Source organism: Aeromonas eucrenophila, assembly GCF_000819865.1.
In the GTDB taxonomy this organism is placed as follows: domain Bacteria; phylum Pseudomonadota; class Gammaproteobacteria; order Enterobacterales; family Aeromonadaceae; genus Aeromonas; species Aeromonas eucrenophila.
On record NZ_CDDF01000005.1, the window covers coordinates 358,875 to 377,219 of the forward strand.

Annotated in this window: 14 protein-coding genes; 5 read left to right on the forward strand and 9 right to left on the reverse strand. The window is 60.9% G+C overall.

What is annotated here, in order from left to right:
* The first annotated feature begins 131 nt into the window (after positions 1-131).
* A complete protein-coding gene (gene dsdC / locus BN1124_RS05675) occupies positions 132-1,076 on the forward strand; it encodes a DNA-binding transcriptional regulator DsdC (RefSeq protein WP_042639952.1) in 945 nt (314 codons plus the stop codon).
* A 408-nt stretch (positions 1,077-1,484) separates the two neighbouring features.
* On the forward strand, positions 1,485-1,892 hold the full coding sequence (locus BN1124_RS05680) for an H-NS family histone-like protein (protein WP_025327689.1): 408 nt from the start codon (positions 1,485-1,487) through the stop codon (positions 1,890-1,892).
* Between the two features lie 489 nt (positions 1,893-2,381).
* On the opposite strand, the gene BN1124_RS05685 is transcribed toward BN1124_RS05680, so the two are convergent.
* From BN1124_RS05685 to nadK, 9 genes are all read right to left on the reverse strand, one after another.
* The gene (locus BN1124_RS05685; RefSeq protein WP_042639955.1) at positions 2,382-3,488 is read right to left on the reverse strand and encodes a 3-deoxy-7-phosphoheptulonate synthase; all 1,107 of its coding nucleotides are present in this window, start codon (positions 3,486-3,488) and stop codon (positions 2,382-2,384) included.
* A 257-nt stretch (positions 3,489-3,745) separates the two neighbouring features.
* Positions 3,746-4,552, reverse strand: a complete 807-nt coding sequence (locus BN1124_RS05690; RefSeq protein WP_042639957.1) for a siderophore-interacting protein — start codon at positions 4,550-4,552, stop codon at positions 3,746-3,748.
* 138 nt (positions 4,553-4,690) lie between these two features.
* Positions 4,691-6,091: an efflux transporter outer membrane subunit gene (locus BN1124_RS05695; protein WP_042639959.1), complete on the reverse strand. Its 1,401-nt coding sequence runs from the start codon at positions 6,089-6,091 to the stop codon at positions 4,691-4,693.
* Positions 6,088-8,088, reverse strand: coding sequence for a MacB family efflux pump subunit (locus BN1124_RS05700; protein ID WP_042639961.1), 2,001 nt, complete (start codon positions 8,086-8,088; stop codon positions 6,088-6,090). Before BN1124_RS05700 ends, BN1124_RS05695 begins: the two co-directional genes overlap by 4 nt.
* Positions 8,085-9,248, reverse strand: coding sequence for an efflux RND transporter periplasmic adaptor subunit (locus tag BN1124_RS05705; RefSeq protein ID WP_042639963.1), 1,164 nt, complete (start codon positions 9,246-9,248; stop codon positions 8,085-8,087). Before BN1124_RS05705 ends, BN1124_RS05700 begins: the two co-directional genes overlap by 4 nt.
* Before the next feature lie 238 nt (positions 9,249-9,486).
* The gene (locus tag BN1124_RS05710) at positions 9,487-9,927 is read right to left on the reverse strand and encodes a universal stress protein (RefSeq protein ID WP_042639966.1); all 441 of its coding nucleotides are present in this window, start codon (positions 9,925-9,927) and stop codon (positions 9,487-9,489) included.
* 314 nt (positions 9,928-10,241) lie between these two features.
* On the reverse strand, positions 10,242-11,123 hold the full coding sequence (locus tag BN1124_RS05715) for a DHHA2 domain-containing protein (protein ID WP_042639968.1): 882 nt from the start codon (positions 11,121-11,123) through the stop codon (positions 10,242-10,244).
* Positions 11,124-11,401: 278 nt separating this feature from the next.
* The gene (recN, locus tag BN1124_RS05720) at positions 11,402-13,066 is read right to left on the reverse strand and encodes a DNA repair protein RecN (protein ID WP_042639970.1); all 1,665 of its coding nucleotides are present in this window, start codon (positions 13,064-13,066) and stop codon (positions 11,402-11,404) included.
* A 113-nt stretch (positions 13,067-13,179) separates the two neighbouring features.
* Positions 13,180-14,064, reverse strand: a complete 885-nt coding sequence (gene nadK / locus BN1124_RS05725; protein WP_042639972.1) for an NAD(+) kinase — start codon at positions 14,062-14,064, stop codon at positions 13,180-13,182.
* A 219-nt stretch (positions 14,065-14,283) separates the two neighbouring features.
* On the opposite strand from nadK, the gene grpE reads away from it, so the two are divergent.
* The 3 genes from grpE to dnaJ all read left to right on the forward strand — a co-directional run bounded on the left by grpE (position 14,284) and on the right by dnaJ (position 18,336).
* The gene (gene grpE / locus BN1124_RS05730) at positions 14,284-14,859 is read left to right on the forward strand and encodes a nucleotide exchange factor GrpE (protein WP_042639974.1); all 576 of its coding nucleotides are present in this window, start codon (positions 14,284-14,286) and stop codon (positions 14,857-14,859) included.
* A 301-nt stretch (positions 14,860-15,160) separates the two neighbouring features.
* Positions 15,161-17,083, forward strand: coding sequence for a molecular chaperone DnaK (gene dnaK, locus BN1124_RS05735; protein ID WP_042639976.1), 1,923 nt, complete (start codon positions 15,161-15,163; stop codon positions 17,081-17,083).
* A 113-nt stretch (positions 17,084-17,196) separates the two neighbouring features.
* Complete coding sequence (gene dnaJ / locus BN1124_RS05740) at positions 17,197-18,336, forward strand: molecular chaperone DnaJ (RefSeq protein WP_042639978.1); 1,140 nt, start codon at positions 17,197-17,199, stop codon at positions 18,334-18,336.
* Positions 18,337-18,345: the final 9 nt, after the last annotated feature.

The following is an 18,345-nucleotide window of genomic DNA, read 5'->3' on the forward strand; positions in this document are numbered from 1 at the left end:
GTTTGATGCAAAGGTGCCACATTCATCACATTTCCCTGGGATGTGGTAATTTGGATTCGCTTGCTGCATCCAAAAGAACGTGCGCCGGGATATGATGGCGGCATGACCCGACTGCCTGGCAAGAGATGCGGATGTATACCGAAGAGAACTATGTATCGAGAAACAAGCTGCTCAATGGCTATCAGTTGTCGAAGTTGCATACCTTCGAGGCGGCGGCCCGTCACAGCTCCTTCGCCCTGGCGGCCGATGAACTGGCGCTCAGCCCGAGTGCGGTGAGCCACAGAATAAGCGCCCTGGAGGAGGAGCTCGGCTTCAAATTGTTCCAGCGCTTCCATCGCAAGGTGGTGCTGACGGCGGAGGGGCAGAGGATATTCTGGGCACTCAAGTCATCGCTTGAGTTCATCAACCAGGAGATCCTGGAGATCAAGAACCAGGAACTGTCGGGCTCACTGACCGTTTATTCCCGCCCCTCCATCGCCCAGTGCTGGCTGGTGCCAAGGCTCGCAGACTTCTCCCGTCTGCATCCCCAAATCGATCTCAACATCATGACCGGTAACGAGAACATCAACCTGCACGGCTATGGCATCGATCTGACGCTTTATTTCGATGACAAGACCCCGGAGCGGCTCGCCATTCACCCGCTGATGGATGAATACATGGTGCCGGTGTGCAGCCCGGAATATGCAGAGCAGCACCAGTTGCTCGGTAATCCGGACAATTTGCAACACTGCCGGCTGCTGCACGACAGGCAGGCCTGGGGCCATGACTCGGAGACCGACGAATGGCAGAGTTGGGCCCGCCAATCCGGGATCGCCATCGACGGTTGTCAGGCAAACATGGGGTTCGATCGCTCCGATCTCGCCATCATCGCCGCCATGAACCACGCCGGGGTTGCCATGGGCCGCAAGAATCTGGTGAGCAAGCGGTTGGCAAGAAACGAATTGGTGGCTCCCTTCCCGGACAAGGAAGTCTGCTGCGCGCAGCGTTATTACCTCGCCACGCTCCCCAACCGCCAGTGCCCCAAGATCCAGGCCTTTATCGACTGGATCAGCGCTCAGGCGCAACCGGCAGGTTGAATTGGGAGCAATGTAGTGAGTTCATAGCGGTATGAGGGGCAGGCTATCCGTCAATGGTGTATTTCTCCTGTGGGAGTGAATAACTCGAACATCATTTGTACGGGGCGGTCAACCGTAGTGGGCGGGGGCCTGATTCTAACGGCTGACGGGATTACACCCTTGGCATTTACCTGCTTGACAAATGTTATGGGAAAACTGACATGACATTAACCAGCGCTGAAGGAAATATTGTCCGGGATGCAGCTTTCAATAAGTTCAGGGGAGTGGATTAACCCCAGAAAATAATGAATATGATGTTGTCAATAATCCTCCTGCGGTTATAAAATCATTATGTTGTTATCGAGCAGACATGCTATTCTCAAAATGAGTCATCCCTGTGACATACAAAAATAATTCTGTGAGGAAGTAATGAACGAATTTTTAAAGGTTCTGCTGAACATTCGTAGCTTGCGCGCTGCCATCCGTGAACTGCCGTTTGAGCAACTGCAAGAAGCAAAAGAGAAGTTTGATCTGGTATATAACGAGCGTGCCGAGTCTGTTGAACAAGAACGGGCCGAGCAGGAAGAACGCCAGCGCAAGCTGAGCGAGTTCACCGAGATGCTGCAACAAGCTGGTATCGATCCGCGCGAATTGATCGGCAGCGTGGCCACTCCGGCCGCTGCTGGTGCGACCAAGAGCAAGCGTGCTCCGCGTCCTGCCAAATACAAGTATCAGGAAGATGGCCAGGAAAAGACTTGGACCGGTCAGGGCCGTATGCCCAAAGCCATTGCCGAGCAAGTTGCGCTGGGCAAGGATCTGAATGACTTCCTGATCTGATTGTCTTGATCAATTCAGCGATAATGCCGCCTCTTGGGCGGCATTATTATTTTTGGGGTCATGTTGCGGTACTACAACATCGGATAGACCAGATATTTACCTCGTCGACATTGGAATAGCCATGGCCTGCATGGGGCAATAGAGGGCCATCTGTCAGTAGTGATACTCTACTCAACACCAACCATGCCATTCTTTATCCTCTTGCGAGGACTCACACAACCCTCCGCTCTCTTCGATGATCCTGAGGGACAAATGCAAGACTGCCTCGATGCGATGAAATAAGCTGAGTCACTTTCGACCGCTTCTCTCTGTCACTGCCCCCATCTTCTTACCATGCTCACAGAGACGTTATCCCTGTCGGGCTCAGGCACCCGTTATCTCTGCCCTATTTGACACCCTTGCACTGGTTATATATGAGGGCTGTCGACGAGCCCGGTGATTTTTTAATACGGGGTCTGCTGACCCCGTCGTGAATAAATAGGGCACAGCTTAGATTACTAGCTGGATATCCTCGCAAGGAAGAGAACTCGGCGACATTCTGGCCAGACGGCGACGAGCCAGGACGGCATCGGCCAGCATGGCAAGCAAAGTATGACTATCTTCCCAGCACAGGCAGGCATCGGTGATCGACTGGCCGTATTGCAGCTCATCCAGTGGAGCCGGTTTTTGGCTGCCTTCTTGCAAGAAGCTCTCGACCATGACGGCGGCGATGGCATCGCTCCCTGCACCCAGTTGGCGGCAGAGCTCACCGGCGACCCGCATCTGATTCTTGTGCTGCTTCTGGCTGTTACCGTGGCTGCAATCCACCATCAGCCGATGGTTGAGCCCCTGGCGCGCCAGCTGTTCGGCAGCATCCATCACGTCACTCTGGTGGTAATTGGGAAGGGTGCCGCCGCGCAATATGATGTGTCCGCTCGGGTTGCCCTCGCTCTTGATCACGACTATGCCACCCTGGCTGCCCGGGGCGGTGAACAGATGGGATGCCTCGCTGGCCTGAATGGCGTCTATAGCCACCCGGATATTGCCGTCGGTGCCGTTCTTGAAGCCGACGGGGCAGGGCAGGGCCGAGGCGAGCTGCCTGTGCACCTGAGACTCCGTGGTGCGCGCACCAATGGCGCCCCAGCTGATGAGATCGGCCAGATAGAGGAAGCTGGTGGTATCGAGAAACTCGGTGGCGGTGGCCAGTCCCAGTTGATTGATGTCCAGCAGCAGCTGGCGGGCCAGGTGAAGGCCCTGGCCTATGTCGTTGCTGCCATCCAGGTGAGGATCGAACACCAGCCCCTTCCAGCCGACCGTGGTGCGGGGCTTCTCGAAGTAGGTGCGCATCACGACGAGCAAGCTGTCCTGATACTCTGCGGCCAGCCTGGCCAGACGTTTGGCATAGTCGAGCGCGGCGAGGGGATCGTGGATGGAGCAGGGACCTATCACCACCAGCAGGCGATCATCGGCGCCGCTTAAGATCTGGCGCACCTGATGCCGGTGCGCTTCTATTTTCTCCGCCATCTCAGCGGGGCAGGGGTGCTGTGCCAACAGGTCGGCAGGGGTGGGGAGAGCCTCGACCGCGAAGGCGCGCATTACCGAATTCAAAACTGCCATCTGGATTACCTTGCTGTACCTGGGGGGTAAGTGAAATGTCTGCGGTTCAGCACCCTGAATGTCAGGGTTTAGGCGCAATGACAGATCACATTGTTGAGAGTGATTATCATTATCTTGTTGTCTCTCTCGAATGCAAGCCTTGGCGTGGGGATCACCAAGATGGGGGGGAGGCGAAAAAAAGAGTGGAAATCGGATATTGAACAGGCCTGGCTCCCATCGGAGATAGGCCTGATTTATATAGGGAAAATAAGGCGTTATCAGCTGTCCATCACGACGTGGCGATCCTGGTGATAGGCATCTTCATCCTTGCCATGGCGCCAGTAGGGCACTGCATAGACCCGTTGGCGATCCACATCCAGAGTGCGTCTGACATGGCGGCGCAGCGGTACCACCAGCCCTTCCTCCCCGCCGAACCAGAAATAGCTCTGCTCCGCCACCATGGGCAGGGCGGTGAAATAACTCACCAGCGGCTCGGTTTGCTCGGGAGTGCCGACAAACCAGCGCAGACTGACCCCGCTTGGCAGCGACAGATCCTGCACATCTTCCTGATGGGGCACCAGCAGGGCGATATGGCCCTGAGCCTCGGCCGGCATCGCCTCGGCCATGGCGCTGATAGCGGGCAACGAGGTGAGATCTCCCACCATGTAATAGTGCTCGGCCACTTGCAGCATGGGATCCGGACCGCCTGGACCCGAGATGGCCAGCCTATCCCCCGGCTGAACATGCAGGGCAAAGCGACTGGCCGGCCCGATGTCGCCGTGCAGGGCGAAGTCGATATCCAGCTCCAGGGCCTCGCGGCGGAAGGCGCGGATGCTGAAGGTGCGGATGACGGGTTTCTGGCTCGGATCTTCCCAGCGGGGCCCCTTGGGGGTTGGTGTCGGCAGCACAGCATGCTCCTGACCCGGCTGGGGCAGCATGATCTTGATGTGGGCGCCGCCGCAACTGAAAGGATAATCGGCCAGCTCCGGGCTGGTCAGGCAGATCCGGCGCAGATGCGGGCCCACATCATGGACATGTTTGACGGTGAGCAGGCGAGGGCGATTGACCGGGGCGGGCTGTGACATTTGAGTACTCCTGACAGACGATGGCGTCATTTTTCATCAAATGAAAATTATTATCAATTGCTTTGTGGGGAGGGGGAGGAGTGCCTGGGCCGGGGTAAAGTCCACCTCGGCCCAGGTGAAGAGAGGAAATGCCTGAGGCTAGGATCCCCGATCACTGCCCCCCAGCGCCTGATAGATCCCGGCCATGTTGTTGAGCTGGGTCTGCTGCTGACCCAGTAGGCTCAGCTCGGCGTCCCACAGGCGGTTCTGCTCATCCAGCCAGGGCTGCACTCCGGTCGCTCCCGTCTGGAAGCGCGCCTCGGCCAGCCGCTCTGCCTCTTTGGCGTAATCCCGCTGCTGTGTCAGATAGCGCAGCCGCTGCTCGCCCTGATGGCGAGCCGACAGGCCGTCTTCCACCTCCAGCAGGGCTGTGTAGAGCTGCTTGCGAAACTCGGTCTCGGCAATCTGGTAATCGAGCTCGGAGCTCGCGATGCTGAGTCGGGTCTGGTTGTACTCGAGGAAGGGCAGGGCCAGGGTCGCCCCCAGGGTTCCCACCGGGTTGCTCAGCATCTGGGTCAAGGTGTCCGAGGTGGTGCTGGCGTTGCCGGTGAGGCTCAGGGTGGGATAGAAGCCGGTGCGGATCTCGTCCCCCTTGGCCAGCGTCTTGCGCAGCCTGAGCTCGGCCGCCCGCACGTCGGGACGGCGGGCCAGCACGTCGGCCGGGATGCCGACCGCCAGGGTGGGGATGGGGGCCATGACCAGTTCGGTCGGTGCAAACTCCAGCGGGCCGCTGCTGCGACCGAGCAGCAGGCGCAGGGCGTTGGCGGCCTGTTCCCGTTGCTGGATGAGGGCAGCGAGCTCCGCCTGTTTACCGACCTTCTGCTGGCTGGCCTGCACCAGATCGAGCCGGGTGATGGCGCCCGCCTCATATTTGACCCGGGTCAGTCGCTCGGCCCGCTCATAGTTGACCAGTTGCTGCTCGCCGAGGGTGATGGCCGAGCCGAGATAGGCCAGCTGCCAGTATTGCTCCAGCGCCTTGCCGATCAGCATCAGGCGGGTTGCCGCCAGATCCTGCTCGCTAGCCTGCGCCTCCCAGCTCGCCTGATCCCGCACCGAAGCGAGCCGCCCCCAGAGATCCACCTCGTAGCTCAGGTTGAGCGAGGGCCCCAAGTTGCTGCTGGTGCTGCCATCCTTCATGTTCTTGGAGCCGCTCGCCCCCAGATTGGCACTGACCTCAGGGGTGAGGTTGGTGTCGGCCAGATCCGCGCCGAGCAGGGCGCTCCTGAGCCTGAGCCCCGCCACCTGCATGTCCGGGTTGGCGGCCAGCACCGCATCGACCAGTTGGTCGAGGGCGGGATCCTTGAACCCCTGCCACCAGAGGCCTGCCTGCTGCCGGGTCAGATCCTGGTCGGCTTGCTGCCAGTTCGGTGCCACGGCAAGCTCGGGCCTGTGATAGGTGCTCTGCTGGCTGCAGGCACCGAGGGCAAGACCGACGGCGAGGCAGAGCCCTGTCTTGGAGAAGAGGCAAAGCCTCTGACTGAATAGGTTGTGCATCATCATTCCCTTGCCAGTGCCTCGACCGGATCGAGCCGGGCCGCGTTGCGGGCGGGCAGGTAACCAAACAGGATCCCGATGAGCGAGGAGCAGCCAAAGGCCATCAGGATGGAGAAGAGCGAGAAGGACATCTGGAAGCTCTCCACGACCAGGGAGAAGACAAAGCCGATGAGCAGGGCCAGGCCGATGCCGAGCAGGCCCCCCAGCAGGCTGACCATCACGGCCTCGATCAGGAACTGCTGCAAGATATCGGACTGACGGGCACCCACCGCGATGCGGATCCCTATCTCCCGGGTGCGCTCCACCACCGAGACCAGCATGATGTTCATCACCCCGACCCCGCCGACGATGAGGGAGATCACCGCGATGGCGGAGACCAGCAGCGTCATGGTGGCGGTGGTCTTCTCCACCGACTTGATGATGCTGTCGCTGCTGAAGGTGAAGAAGTCCTTCACCCCGTGGCGCTGGGTCAGCAGGGCCACCGCGGCTTGCTCCGCCAGGGCGGGCTGGATCCCGTCCTTGACCCTGATCGTGATCTGGCTGAAATGGTTCTGGGAGATGAGGCGACTCATCACGGCGCTGTAGGGCAGCCAGATGCTGACCGACTGGCTGCTGCGACCGAAGCCGGTCTCCTGGGTCACCACGCCTATGATGCGCACCGGCAAGGTACCGACCAGCACCACCTGACCGACGGGGTCTTCCTTGCCGAGCAGGCTCTCGATGGTTTTACCGTCCACCACGGCCACCGCCGTCCGGTTCTGGATGTCCCGCTCATCGAGCAGGCGGCCCTGGGTGAGGGTCATCCCCTTGACCCGGAAGAAGTCGCTGCCGACCCCCACCACATTGCCGCTGCTGGTCTTGTTGCGAAAACGCAGCTGGCCCGAGGTGGCAATCTGGGGGCTGGCCCCCTCCAGATAGGGTTGGCCGAGCAGGGCGTCGAGATCCCGCTCGTTCAGGGTCTGGATGCTGGCCGCCTTCTCATCCCCCCAGTCCTTGCCGGGGAAGATGTCGATGGTGTTGGTGCCCATGGCGTTGATGTCGTTGATCACCTTGGCGCGGGCGCCCTGACCGAGGGCGACCACGCTGACCACGGCGGCGATGCCGATGATGATGCCGAGCATGGTGAGGAAGGTGCGCATGCGGTGGGCGAGCATGGCGTGCAGGGCCATGCGGGCGGCTTCCCGGTAGCGATCCCAGCCCTGACTGGCGGCCTTGGCAGCTGTGGTTGCTGCCGTGACTTGGGTACTGTCTTTTACTTTCGGTTCATCAGTCTGGGTGTCGATTCGATCGGTAGGGTTGGCTCTGGTCGCCGCCTTGGCCTGAGCGCTGTCTTCGACTACCCGTCCGTCTCGCAGAGTAATGATGCGGTCTGCATGGTTGGCCACCGCCATGTCGTGGGTCACCAGGATGATGGTATGGCCCTGGGCGTGCAGCTCTTTGAGGATGGCCATCACCTCCTTGCCGCTGTGGCTGTCGAGGGCGCCGGTGGGCTCATCGGCCAGGATCACCTCGCCGCCGTTGGCAAGGGCCCGGGCTATGCTGACCCGTTGCTGCTGGCCGCCGGAGAGCTGACCCGGTCTGTGGTGGCTACGATCGGCGAGGCCCAGGCGCGACAGCAGCACGCGAGCACGGGTCTGGCGATCGGTGCGAGAGGTACCCGCATAGACCGCCGGGATCTCCACGTTGGCGGCCGCATCCAGGTGGGGCAGCAGGTGGTAGCGCTGGAAGATGAAGCCGAAGTGGTGGCAACGCAGCCTCGCCAGCGCCAGCGCATCCAGGTGGGCGGTATCCTGCCCGCGAAACAGATATTGCCCGCCACTCGGCCTGTCGAGGCAACCCAGCAGGTTCATCAGGGTGGATTTGCCGGAGCCGGAGGCACCGACGATGGCGACCATCTCCCCCGCCCGGATGCTGAGATCCAGCGGGTGCAGCACAGTCACCTCCTGCTCGCCGCTCTGGTAGCGCCGCTCTATTCCTTTGAGCTGGATCAGGGGCTCGCTCACGGCCTTCTCTCCTCGTCATCGTCCTGGACGGGCTTGCCCTGATCCAGGATCACCTTGTCCTGTTCGTTCAGGCCGCTTTGCACCTCGATCTTGATGTCATCCTTCATGCCGGTCTTGATGCGGCGAGTCTCCCGCTGCTGATCGTCCTTCAGCAGGGAGACCTCGTATTCGTTGTCACCGAGCTTCTTGCCGAGCGCGGTCTGGGGGATCGCCAGCACCTGCTTGCGCTCACCCAGCACTATGGTGACCTGAGTCGTCATGGCGACCCTCAACTGGTGATCCGGGTTGGGCACGTCGAACAGGGCGTAGTAATAGATGGCGGCATTGCTGGTGGTCGTGGTGCTGGCGGTCTGCTCGTTGATGTTGGTGGGGGCCAGCTCGACGGTGCGCAGGGTGGCGTGATAGCGGGTATCCGGATCCCCGATCAGGGTGAAATAGACCGGCATGCCGGCCCTGACCTTGGTCACGTCGGCCTCGGAGATCTGGGCCTTGACCGTCATGGTATCCAGATTGGCGAGTTTGAGCAGGGTCGGTACCGTCTGGCTGGCGGCCAGGGTCTGACCCTGGCGGGTCACTATGCTGACCACGGTGCCATCCATGGGGGCTTGAATGCGGTTATAGCCGAGCTCCGTCTTGGTGCGCTCCACCTTGATGAAGGCGCTGTCGATATCGGCCTGAGCACTTTGCAGCTCGGCGCGGGTGACGGCCAGCTGCGCCTCGGCGCTTTCCAGATCGGCGCGGGAGCTCGCCTCCTGGCTGAACATCTGTTGCTGACGACGCCAGGCCAGCTCGTTCTGCTTGAGCTGCGCCTGCTTGATCTTTAGCTGGGCGCGGCGGCTGGCAAGCTCTGCCTCGGCGGTCTTGAGGTTGTTCTGGGCGATCAGGGGGTCTATCTCCGCCAGCAGATCCCCCTGCTTGACCTGTTGTCCGGCCTCGACCGCCAGATAGGTGACCTGACCCGAGACCTGAGCACCCACGTCCACCTGTTCGATGGCCTGCAGGACACCGCTGGCCAGCACGGTTTGCTCCACGTCCTGGCGGGTCACCGAGGCGGTCAATACGGGATCTGGCGTCTTGCCGGGCCACGCCAGCCACACGAGGATGGCGAGCGGAATGAGGATGAACAGGGCGAGCTTGCCCTGTCTGGGAAGAGTTTTCATTTTCCACCTGAATGAAACATGCGAAGGCGCGCGAGGCCAACATCCTGCAGCAAACGGGACCTAAACAAAAGCGAGCAATGTGTAAGAAATCATGTAGATGAATTTGTCACTAGAGGTGGCCGCGGCGAGGCACGCAGGGGGGGAGGAGAGCTGCGGTGCGGGAACAAAGGAAGATGAACGGAGGGAACAAGGGGAGCCCCCGCAGAACGAGCGGGGCCTCCCCTATCTCAGGCAGCCATCAACCGACGGCTTTTAGCTGTTCGGTATAGGGTTCGTGGCAGATCTGGATATCGACAGGCAGCTTGTAGATGAGCAAGCGTGCCAGGGAGCCTTCCATCCAGTGGTGACGGCTGCCAACCAGCAGCAGCTCGGTCGGGTGTGATGCCAGCCAACGGCTCAAGTCTGCTACCACGTCATCCACCACCAGACACTGGTAATCGACCGGGTGGGGCAGGAGGGTGATGAGCTGGCTGATGATGGCCTTGGCATCCAGGGTGCCCTGGGCACTGCGCTCTTCTTGTGACAGCGACAGGCTGTTGCGCCGGACTTTGCTGCTGTGGGTCAGGTGCAGCAGGGTCAGCTCGCAGCCCATTCCTTGCGCCAGCCGACTCGCCTTGGCCAGCGTCTCCTGCTCGTAATCCTTGCCTTCCAGCAACAGCACAATATTGGTTGGGGTCATAAGCAGTTCTCCTTCTCAGGTGCGGGTCAAGGAGGATGAGGCCCTTGTCTCTCACCATCCCGAGCCCGCGGGATAGTCCCATCAAACGAACCCGTCTCACTCACGTTCAGCGTCACCTCTTGTCGGCGATGCCAGAACGCATCAGGTCCGTTTACATCATCATAACAGATTGAGTTGAATGGAAAATGAAGGGATTTGGGGACTCGGGCCACAAATGGATTCAAAATGTGGCCCGAGCCCCACGGACGGACATGAGATGAGGACTCAGGGAAGGAGGTTCAAGCTGTCTGTCGATGAGCGAGTCAGTCTGGCCATCAGGCGAAATGCCTGGCGAGCCAGGGCAAGCCTTCTTTCTTGCGGCTGACGGCGCCGGCAAGGTGGACGGGATCTGCCGGCAAGAGCCCCTGGCTGGCGAAATGGAGCTGGCTGTCTCCCTTGGCCAAGTCCGTCAGCATCAGCACATAACCATCCAGACCATCTTGCGCCACACGAGCTTGCATCGCCTGGTCCAGCTCGGCTTGACGCGCCTGGATTTCGGCTGGGTTCATCACGCAGATCTGGCTGACGAACAGCTTGTGACCGGCAATCTGATACTCCTTTTCGTCCAAGATCAGCAGATCGGCCAGGGCGGCATCACCGATCTGGGTGCGACGCTCCAGCAGGGTCTGGGCAAAGGGGGCCAGCGCAAGCTCGGCGATGGGCAGCAAGCGGTCGGCCGCGATCCTGTCCTGCTCAGTGGTAGTGGGGGAGGTGAAGTTGAAGGTATCGCTGACGATGGCCCCCAGCAGCAGCCTGGCCTGGGCACGGGAGAGCTGGTCGTAGTCCATCAGCTCCAGCAGCACTGTGGCACTGCAGCCGACCGCCCTGACCCAGGCATCGAGCGGGCCGCGGGTAATGAGGGTGCCGATGCGGTGGTGATCGATGAGGCCCTGCACGTCGGCGTCGGCCAGGCCGTCCGGCCCCTGCTCCAGCTCGCTGAAATCCACCAGAAAGACCGGCTTGTCGGCCACGCTCTCGGTGAGCACGGGCGGCGCCTCCACCCCTGCGGTTTCCAGAATGAAGCGCGTCTCGGCGATGGGCGTCCCCAGCGCAAAGGCCTGGGCAGGGCGGCCCTGGCCGTTCAGCCAGTCGGCGGTGACCAGGGCGGTGCAGATGCTGTCGCTATCGGGATTCTTGTGACCAAAGACATAGAGCATGGAGGATTCCTGAGTTGCAGGGCCTGGCAAGGGATCCGTTGCCGGGCTCGGGTAAAAGGGGTGGGCTGATGATGACAGTGTACACGGGGCAACCCCATGGGCGTCACTCTACCGCTTGGAGGGGAGGGAGAAAACCCAGGGGAAGAGCGTGGCAATAGCGTGAGGTATCGAGGATAAATGGTTTTTTGGTTGTGCCCGCTGTGCTGGTGCGTTTGGCTTGTTGAATATTCCGATGAGGATGAGTGGGAAGGAGAAAGATCCTCCTTCCCGTGCGGAACTCAGGAGGCCAGCAGCTCGCGGGCATTGGCCAGGGTATTGTCGGTGATCTGATCCCCCCCCAGCAGACGGGCCAGTTCGTTGAGGCGGGCCCCGGGATTGAGCGCCTGCATCTGGGTTTCCGTGGTCTTGCCATCGGTATGCTTGCTGACCACCATGTGCTGGTGGCCCTTGCCCGCCACCTGGGGCAGGTGGGTGACCACCATGACCTGGGTGGATTCACCGAGCTGGCGCAGCAGACGACCGACCACGGCCGCCGTCGGGCCGCTGATCCCCACATCCACTTCATCGAAGATGAGGGTCGGCGTCGAAACCTTGCGGGCACTGATCACTACTATGGCGAGGCTGATGCGCGACAGCTCACCACCGGAGGCGACCTTGCCGAGCGGCTGGATGGGCTGACCCGGGTTGGTGGTGACCATAAATTCCACCCTGTCTATGCCGAGGGGCGAGAGACTGCTCTGGGCATCGGCCCTGACCTCGATGGCGAAGCGACCATCGGGCATGGCCAGCTCGTGCATGCTGCTGGTCACCTTGGCACCGAGTTCTTCGGCATAGCGTTGACGGCTCTGGCTGAGCACCTCCGCCGCCTGCACGAAGGACACCCGTGCCTGGGCCAACTCTTCCTCCATCCCTTCCAGCCGCTCTTCATCGGAATTGAGGCGGGCGAGATCGCAGGCGAGATCCTGATGGTGCAGGGCCAGCTCGGCGGGTTTGACGTGGTGTTTGCGGGCCAGGTTGATGGCCTTGGAGAGGCGGGCCTCCAGCTCGTTGAAGCGCTCGGGATCCAGCTCCAGCCGATCGAGATAGCTGCGCAGCTCGCTGTGGCTCTCCTGCACCCCTATCAATGCTTCGTTGAGCATACCGAGCACGTTGCCGAGGCGGCTGTCCATGGCGACCAGGGTCTCCGCCCTGTCCACCGCTACCTGCAGCAGGCCAGCGATGGTGGTCTCTTCGTTGTCATAGAGCAAGTCGAGGCAAAAACCGCATTCTTGCATCAGCTCGGTGCCGTTGGCGAGTCGCTGGTGCTCCTCCTCTATGGCTTCAAATTCCCCCGGTTGCAGGGCAAATTCGTCCAGCTCCTGCACCTGATACTCGATCAGCTGGCGGCGGGCTTCCCGTTGCTGTTGCTCGGCCTTGAGGCGGCTCAACTCATTTTGTAGCTGACGCCACTGCTGGTAGTGGCGACGGACCTCGTCCAGCAGCAGGTGATGGCCGGCGTAACCGTCGAGCAGGGCGAGCTGATAGTCGGGTTTGAGCAGCATCTGGTGAGCGTGCTGACCGTGGACGTTGACCAGCAACTGGCCCAGGCTCTTGAGCTGTACCAGGGGAACGGGGACCCCGTTGATGTAGCTGCGCGAGCGCCCCTCGGCGGAGAGCACCCGGCGCACTATGCACTCCCCTTCATTCTCCAGCTCGTTGGCGGTGAGCCAGGCGCGGGCGGCCGGGTTGCCGTCCAACAGGAAGCGAGCGCTGACCTCCGTCTTGTCACTGCCCGGCCGGACCATGCTGGCTTCGGCCCGCTCGCCGAGGCAGAGGCCGAGCGCATCGATGGCGATGGACTTGCCCGCCCCCGTCTCCCCGGTGATGCAGGTCATGCCGGCTTGCAGATCGAGTTCGAGAAATTTGACGATGGCGAAGTTGGTGACGGTCAGTTGGGTCAGCATGGTCTCATCCTGTATGGGCCAACATTACTGTGTATGCATCCAGTATATACTGGTTTTCCATACAGTAAAGTGCCGACCCATCACAGGATGGATAGAGGGCGCGAGTGCGGGGCTTAAAACAGCTTGCTGCCCCAGCCGAGCTTGTTGCGCAGCACGTGGAAGTAGCTGTAATCGAGGGGATGCACCAGGTGCAGCTTGTGGTGGCTCTTCTTGATGAGGATCTCGTCCCCCGGGTGCACCGCCAGGGTCACCTGACCGTCACAGCTCACCTGCATGGCGTCGTCCTGATTGTCGGGCGAGACCAGCAAGCGCACCTCGCTGTCTGCGTCCAGTACGATGGGGCGGCTGCTCAGGGTGTGCGGGAACATGGGCACCAGCGTGATGGCGTTGAGCTTGGGGGTGAGGATGGCGCCGCCGGCCGACAGGGAGTAGGCGGTGGAGCCGGTCGGGGTCGCGACTATGATGCCGTCCGAGCGCTGGCTGTACATGAAGCTGCCATCGATGTAGACCTCGAACTCGATCATATGGGCTATCTTGCCCGGATGCAGCACAGCCTCGTTTACCGCCAGGTTGCTCGACTTGCGCTCGCCGTGGCGATAGACCGCGGCCTCCAGCAGGAAGCGGTGCTCGCTCTTGAAGTGACCGGACAGCACCTGCTCCAGCGGCAGCAGATAATCCTGGGGCGAGAGATCGGTCAGGAAGCCGAGGTTGCCCCGGTTCACGCCGATCACCGCCACGTCGAAGCGCGACAGCACCCGGGCGGCCCCCAGCATGTTGCCATCACCGCCGACGACGATGGCGAGATCCGCCTGCTGGCCGAGCTGCACCAGATCCATCACGTCCTCGTTCTGGATGCCGAGGGTCTGGGCGACCCGGCTCTCGAGCAGTACCCGAAAGCCGCGGCTGCTGAGATATTGGTGCAAGCCGGTGAGGGTCTGGTTGGCCCCTTCGTGATGGGGTTTGCCGATAAGGGCAACGGTTTTGAACGGAGAATCCATGAGTGTCGGGTCTGGAATGAGTATTGAGCCGAGTATACCGCGCTTTGCCGGAGATTTGTCTGTCGCCATGCGAGCTTGGCTTATCCGGCGCTGAACGGCGACGAAATGCTCGGCCCGGCAGGCCGATCCGCCATGATCTGGCCTTTTCCCCTTGAAAGCGGGGGCTGCGTCCCCATAATAGCGCCATTGATCGAAGTAACCCTGAATATTGGAGATGTCATGAACCACGAAGAACAAAAGGTTGAAGCGATGGAGCAAGTAGAAGTCCAGCCAGTCGAGCCGACCGATGTAGACAGTGAAGTGACAGCCGAGCAGGCCCGCATTGCCGAACTGGAAGCCCAGCTGGCCACCGCCGAGCAGGCCGCTGCCGACGAGCGCGAGCGCGCCGTGCGTGCCGTCGCCGAGATGGAAAACCTGCGTCGCCGCGCGGCCCAGGACGTGGAGAAGGCCCACAAGTTCGCGCTGGAGAAATTTGCGGGCGAACTGCTGCCGGTGCTGGATAACCTGGAGCGTGCCATCGAACTGGCCGACAAGGAAAACGAGGCACTCAAGCCCATGATCGAAGGGGTGGAGCTGACCCTCAAGTCCATGCAGAGCTCGGTCGGCAAGTTTGGCCTGCTGCCGCTGGATCCGCTGAACCAGCCGTTCGATCCCAACGCCCACCAAGCGATCAGCATGATCGAAAACGCCGAAGTGGCGGCGAACACCGTCATCGCGGTGATGCAGAAGGGCTACGAGCTCAACGGTCGGGTCATCCGTCCGGCCATGGTGATGGTCTCCAAGGCACCTGCCTGAGTACCCTCCCGGTATTGAGCCCGCCGCTCGGCGGGCTTTTTATTGCCCCGTGTGGCCCGTCGATGGTTTTGCCGGCGCAAAGCACGATGAGAGCACGGTTTTTTCAGTGCGGGGCTTGAAGCCGGGGCTTGAGACCCCATATAGGGGACAAGGCCACGGCGGCATCCTCGATGTGCACCTTCAGGGTGACAAGAATTTGATGCCGGGAGCTTGAAAGCCACAGTGGCAGGCCCCACCTAGCCGTTAACGTATTAAGGCGAGCACCTCGCCAGTTTATTCAAAGTATTTGGAGATTCGTCAAATGGGTAAAATCATCGGTATTGATTTGGGTACTACCAACTCCTGTGTCGCTATTCTGGACGGCGACCATGCTCGCGTGATCGAGAACGCGGAAGGCGACCGTACTACTCCGTCCATCATTGCCTATGCCGATGACGGCGAAATCCTGGTTGGTCAGCCGGCCAAGCGTCAGGCCATTACCAACCCGAAGAACACGCTGTTCGCTATCAAGCGTCTGATCGGCCGTCGTTTCGAAGATGAAGAAGTACAGCGTGATCTGAAGATCATGCCGTATGCCATCGCCAAGGCCGACAACGGTGACGCCTGGGTTGAAGTGAAAGGCAAGAAAATGGCACCGCCGCAGATCTCTGCCGAAGTGCTGAAGAAGATGAAGAAGACCGCCGAGGATTACCTGGGCGAGCCGGTGACCGAAGCGGTCATCACAGTACCGGCCTACTTCAACGATGCCCAGCGTCAGGCTACCAAGGATGCCGGTCGCATCGCGGGTCTGGACGTCAAGCGCATCATCAACGAGCCGACCGCAGCAGCTTTCGCCTACGGCGTGAACAAGGTCAAGGGTGAGCGCAAGGTTGCCGTTTATGACCTGGGTGGCGGTACTTTCGATATCTCCATCATCGAGATCGACGAAGTCGAAGGGGAAACCACCTTCGAAGTGCTGGCGACCAACGGTAACACCCACCTGGGTGGTGAAGACTTCGACAACCGTGTCATCAACTATCTGGTTGACGAGTTCAAGCGTGAGCAGGGCATCGACCTGCGCAACGACCAGCTGGCTCTGCAGCGTCTGAAAGATGCCGCCGAGAAGGCCAAGATTGAGCTCTCTTCCGCTCAGCAGACCGACGTGAACCTGCCGTACATCACCGCAGATGCCACCGGTCCTAAACACATGAACATCAAGGTGACCCGCGCCAAGCTGGAATCCCTGGTGGAAGACATGGTCAAAGACTCCCTGGAGCCGGTCCGTGTCGCCCTGAAAGACTCCGGTCTGGCAGTTGGCGAGATCGACGACGTCATCCTGGTGGGTGGTCAGACCCGTATGCCGCTGGTGCAGAAGACAGTCGCTGACTTCTTCGGCAAAGAGCCGCGCAAAGACGTCAACCCGGACGAAGCCGTGGCCATGGGTGCTGCTATCCAGGGCGCCGTACTGTCCGGTGACAAGACCGACGTACTGCTGCTGGACGTGACCCCGCTCTCCCTGGGTATCGAAACCATGGGTAGCGTGATGACTGCGCTGATCGAGAAGAACACCACCATCCCGACCAAGAAGTCCCAGGTGTTCTCCACCGCCGAAGACAACCAGTCTGCCGTGACCATTCACGTGCTGCAGGGTGAGCGCAAGCGCGCAAGCGACAACAAGTCCCTGGGCCAGTTCAACCTGGAAGGCATCCGTCCGGCGCAGCGCGGTCTGCCGCAGATCGAAGTGACCTTCGACATCGATGCGAACGGTATCCTGCACGTCTCCGCCAAAGACAAGGAGACCAACAAGGAGCAGAAGATCACCATCCAGGCTTCTTCCGGTCTGTCCGACGAGGAGATCGAACGCATGGTACGCGAGGCGGAAGCCAACGCGGCCGAAGACAAGAAGTTTGAGGAGCTGGTGCAGACCCGCAACCAGGCTGACGGTCTGGTCCACTCTGTCCGCAAGCAGATCACCGAAGCCGGTGATGCCCTGCCTGCCGACGAGAAGACCAAGATCGAGACCGCGATGTCCGAGCTAGAAAGCGCCCTCAAGGGTGACGACAAGGCCGCCATCGAGGCCAAGCAGCAGGCTCTGCTGGAAGCGTCCCAGAAGTTGATGGAGATCGCTCAGCAGCAGGCTCAGGGTCAAGCTGGCGCCGCTGATGCCGGTCAGACTTCTTCCGCCAAGGGCGAAGACGACGTGGTCGATGCCGAGTTCGAAGAAGTGAAAGACGACAAGAAATAAGCCGTACCCAACCGGGCAGCGTTCGCGCTGCCCATCGGCTTGGTCAATGATTTCACGGGCGTTGGGTAACCAACGCCCGTCTGCGTAACTGCTGATATAGCAACAGGATGAGTATGTCGAAGCGCGATTTCTACGAAGTGCTTGGGGTATCGAAAGGTGCCGATGAGCGCGAGATCAAGAAGGCGTATAAGCGTCTGGCAATGAAGTATCACCCCGACCGTAACCAGGGGGATGCCGCCTCGGAAGAGAAGTTCAAAGAGGTCAAGGAAGCCTACGAGGTCCTGACCGACGACAACCTGCGCGCCCGCTATGACCAGTACGGTCATGCCGGGGTAGATCCGAGCCAGGGTGGCGGTGGCCACGGTGGCTTTGGCGGCGGTGCCGACTTTGGTGATGCGTTCGGCGATATCTTTGGCGACATCTTCGGCGGTGGCCGTGGCGGTCGCCGTGGCCCGGCTCGTGGCTCCGATCTGCGCTACAACATGGAGCTGACGCTGGAAGAGGCGGTGCGCGGGGTCTCCAAGGAGATCAAGATCCCGACTCAGGTCCATTGCGAGGTCTGCAACGGCTCCGGCGCCCACACCGGGAGCTCTGCCCATACCTGTCCGACCTGCCACGGCGCAGGCCAGGTGCAGATGCGCCAGGGCTTCTTCGCGGTGCAGCAAGCCTGTCCGCACTGCCACGGTCGCGGCAAGATCATCAAGGATCCGTGCCGCAAGTGCCACGGTGAGGGTCGCTATCAGAAGACCAAGACACTGTCGGTCAAGATCCCGGCGGGCGTCGATACCGGCGACCGCATCCGTCTCTCCGGTGAAGGGGAAGCGGGGGAAGCGGGGGCGTCGGCCGGGGATCTGTACGTACAGGTCCACGTCAAGGAGCACGAGATCTTCGTGCGTGACGGCAACGATCTCTACTGCGAAGTGCCCATCAGCTTCACCACCGCGGCCCTTGGCGGCGAGATCGAAGTGCCGACCCTGGATGGCCGGGTCAAGCTGAAGGTGACGACGGAGACCCAGACCGGCAAGTTGTTCCGCCTGCGGGGCAAGGGCGTCAAGTCTGTGCGCTCCGGTCAGGTCGGCGATCTGATGTGCAAGGTGGTGATCGAGACCCCGGTCAAGTTGACCGAGGCTCAGAAAGATCTGCTGCGCCAGCTGGACGAGTCGTTCAGCGGTGCCGCCGCCAAGACCCACAAGCCAAAGTCGGAAGGCTTCTTCGAAGGGGTGAAACGCTTCTTCGATGATCTGACCAAATAAGCGAAGCGC

What these genes read in the sequence shown, in the direction of transcription:
- dsdC (WP_042639952.1), top strand. Translation starts at nt 132, where the DNA reads ATGTATACCGAAGAGAACTATGTATCGAGAAACAAGCTGCTCAATGGC.
- BN1124_RS05680 (WP_025327689.1), top strand. Translation starts at nt 1,485, where the DNA reads ATGAACGAATTTTTAAAGGTTCTGCTGAACATTCGTAGCTTGCGCGCT.
- BN1124_RS05685 (WP_042639955.1), bottom strand. Translation starts at nt 3,488, where the DNA reads ATGGCAGTTTTGAATTCGGTAATGCGCGCCTTCGCGGTCGAGGCTCTC.
- BN1124_RS05690 (WP_042639957.1), bottom strand. Translation starts at nt 4,552, where the DNA reads ATGTCACAGCCCGCCCCGGTCAATCGCCCTCGCCTGCTCACCGTCAAA.
- BN1124_RS05695 (WP_042639959.1), bottom strand. Translation starts at nt 6,091, where the DNA reads ATGATGATGCACAACCTATTCAGTCAGAGGCTTTGCCTCTTCTCCAAG.
- BN1124_RS05705 (WP_042639963.1), bottom strand. Translation starts at nt 9,248, where the DNA reads ATGAAAACTCTTCCCAGACAGGGCAAGCTCGCCCTGTTCATCCTCATT.
- BN1124_RS05710 (WP_042639966.1), bottom strand. Translation starts at nt 9,927, where the DNA reads ATGACCCCAACCAATATTGTGCTGTTGCTGGAAGGCAAGGATTACGAG.
- BN1124_RS05715 (WP_042639968.1), bottom strand. Translation starts at nt 11,123, where the DNA reads ATGCTCTATGTCTTTGGTCACAAGAATCCCGATAGCGACAGCATCTGC.
- recN (WP_042639970.1), bottom strand. Translation starts at nt 13,066, where the DNA reads ATGCTGACCCAACTGACCGTCACCAACTTCGCCATCGTCAAATTTCTC.
- nadK (WP_042639972.1), bottom strand. Translation starts at nt 14,064, where the DNA reads ATGGATTCTCCGTTCAAAACCGTTGCCCTTATCGGCAAACCCCATCAC.
- grpE (WP_042639974.1), top strand. Translation starts at nt 14,284, where the DNA reads ATGAACCACGAAGAACAAAAGGTTGAAGCGATGGAGCAAGTAGAAGTC.
- dnaK (WP_042639976.1), top strand. Translation starts at nt 15,161, where the DNA reads ATGGGTAAAATCATCGGTATTGATTTGGGTACTACCAACTCCTGTGTC.
- dnaJ (WP_042639978.1), top strand. Translation starts at nt 17,197, where the DNA reads ATGTCGAAGCGCGATTTCTACGAAGTGCTTGGGGTATCGAAAGGTGCC.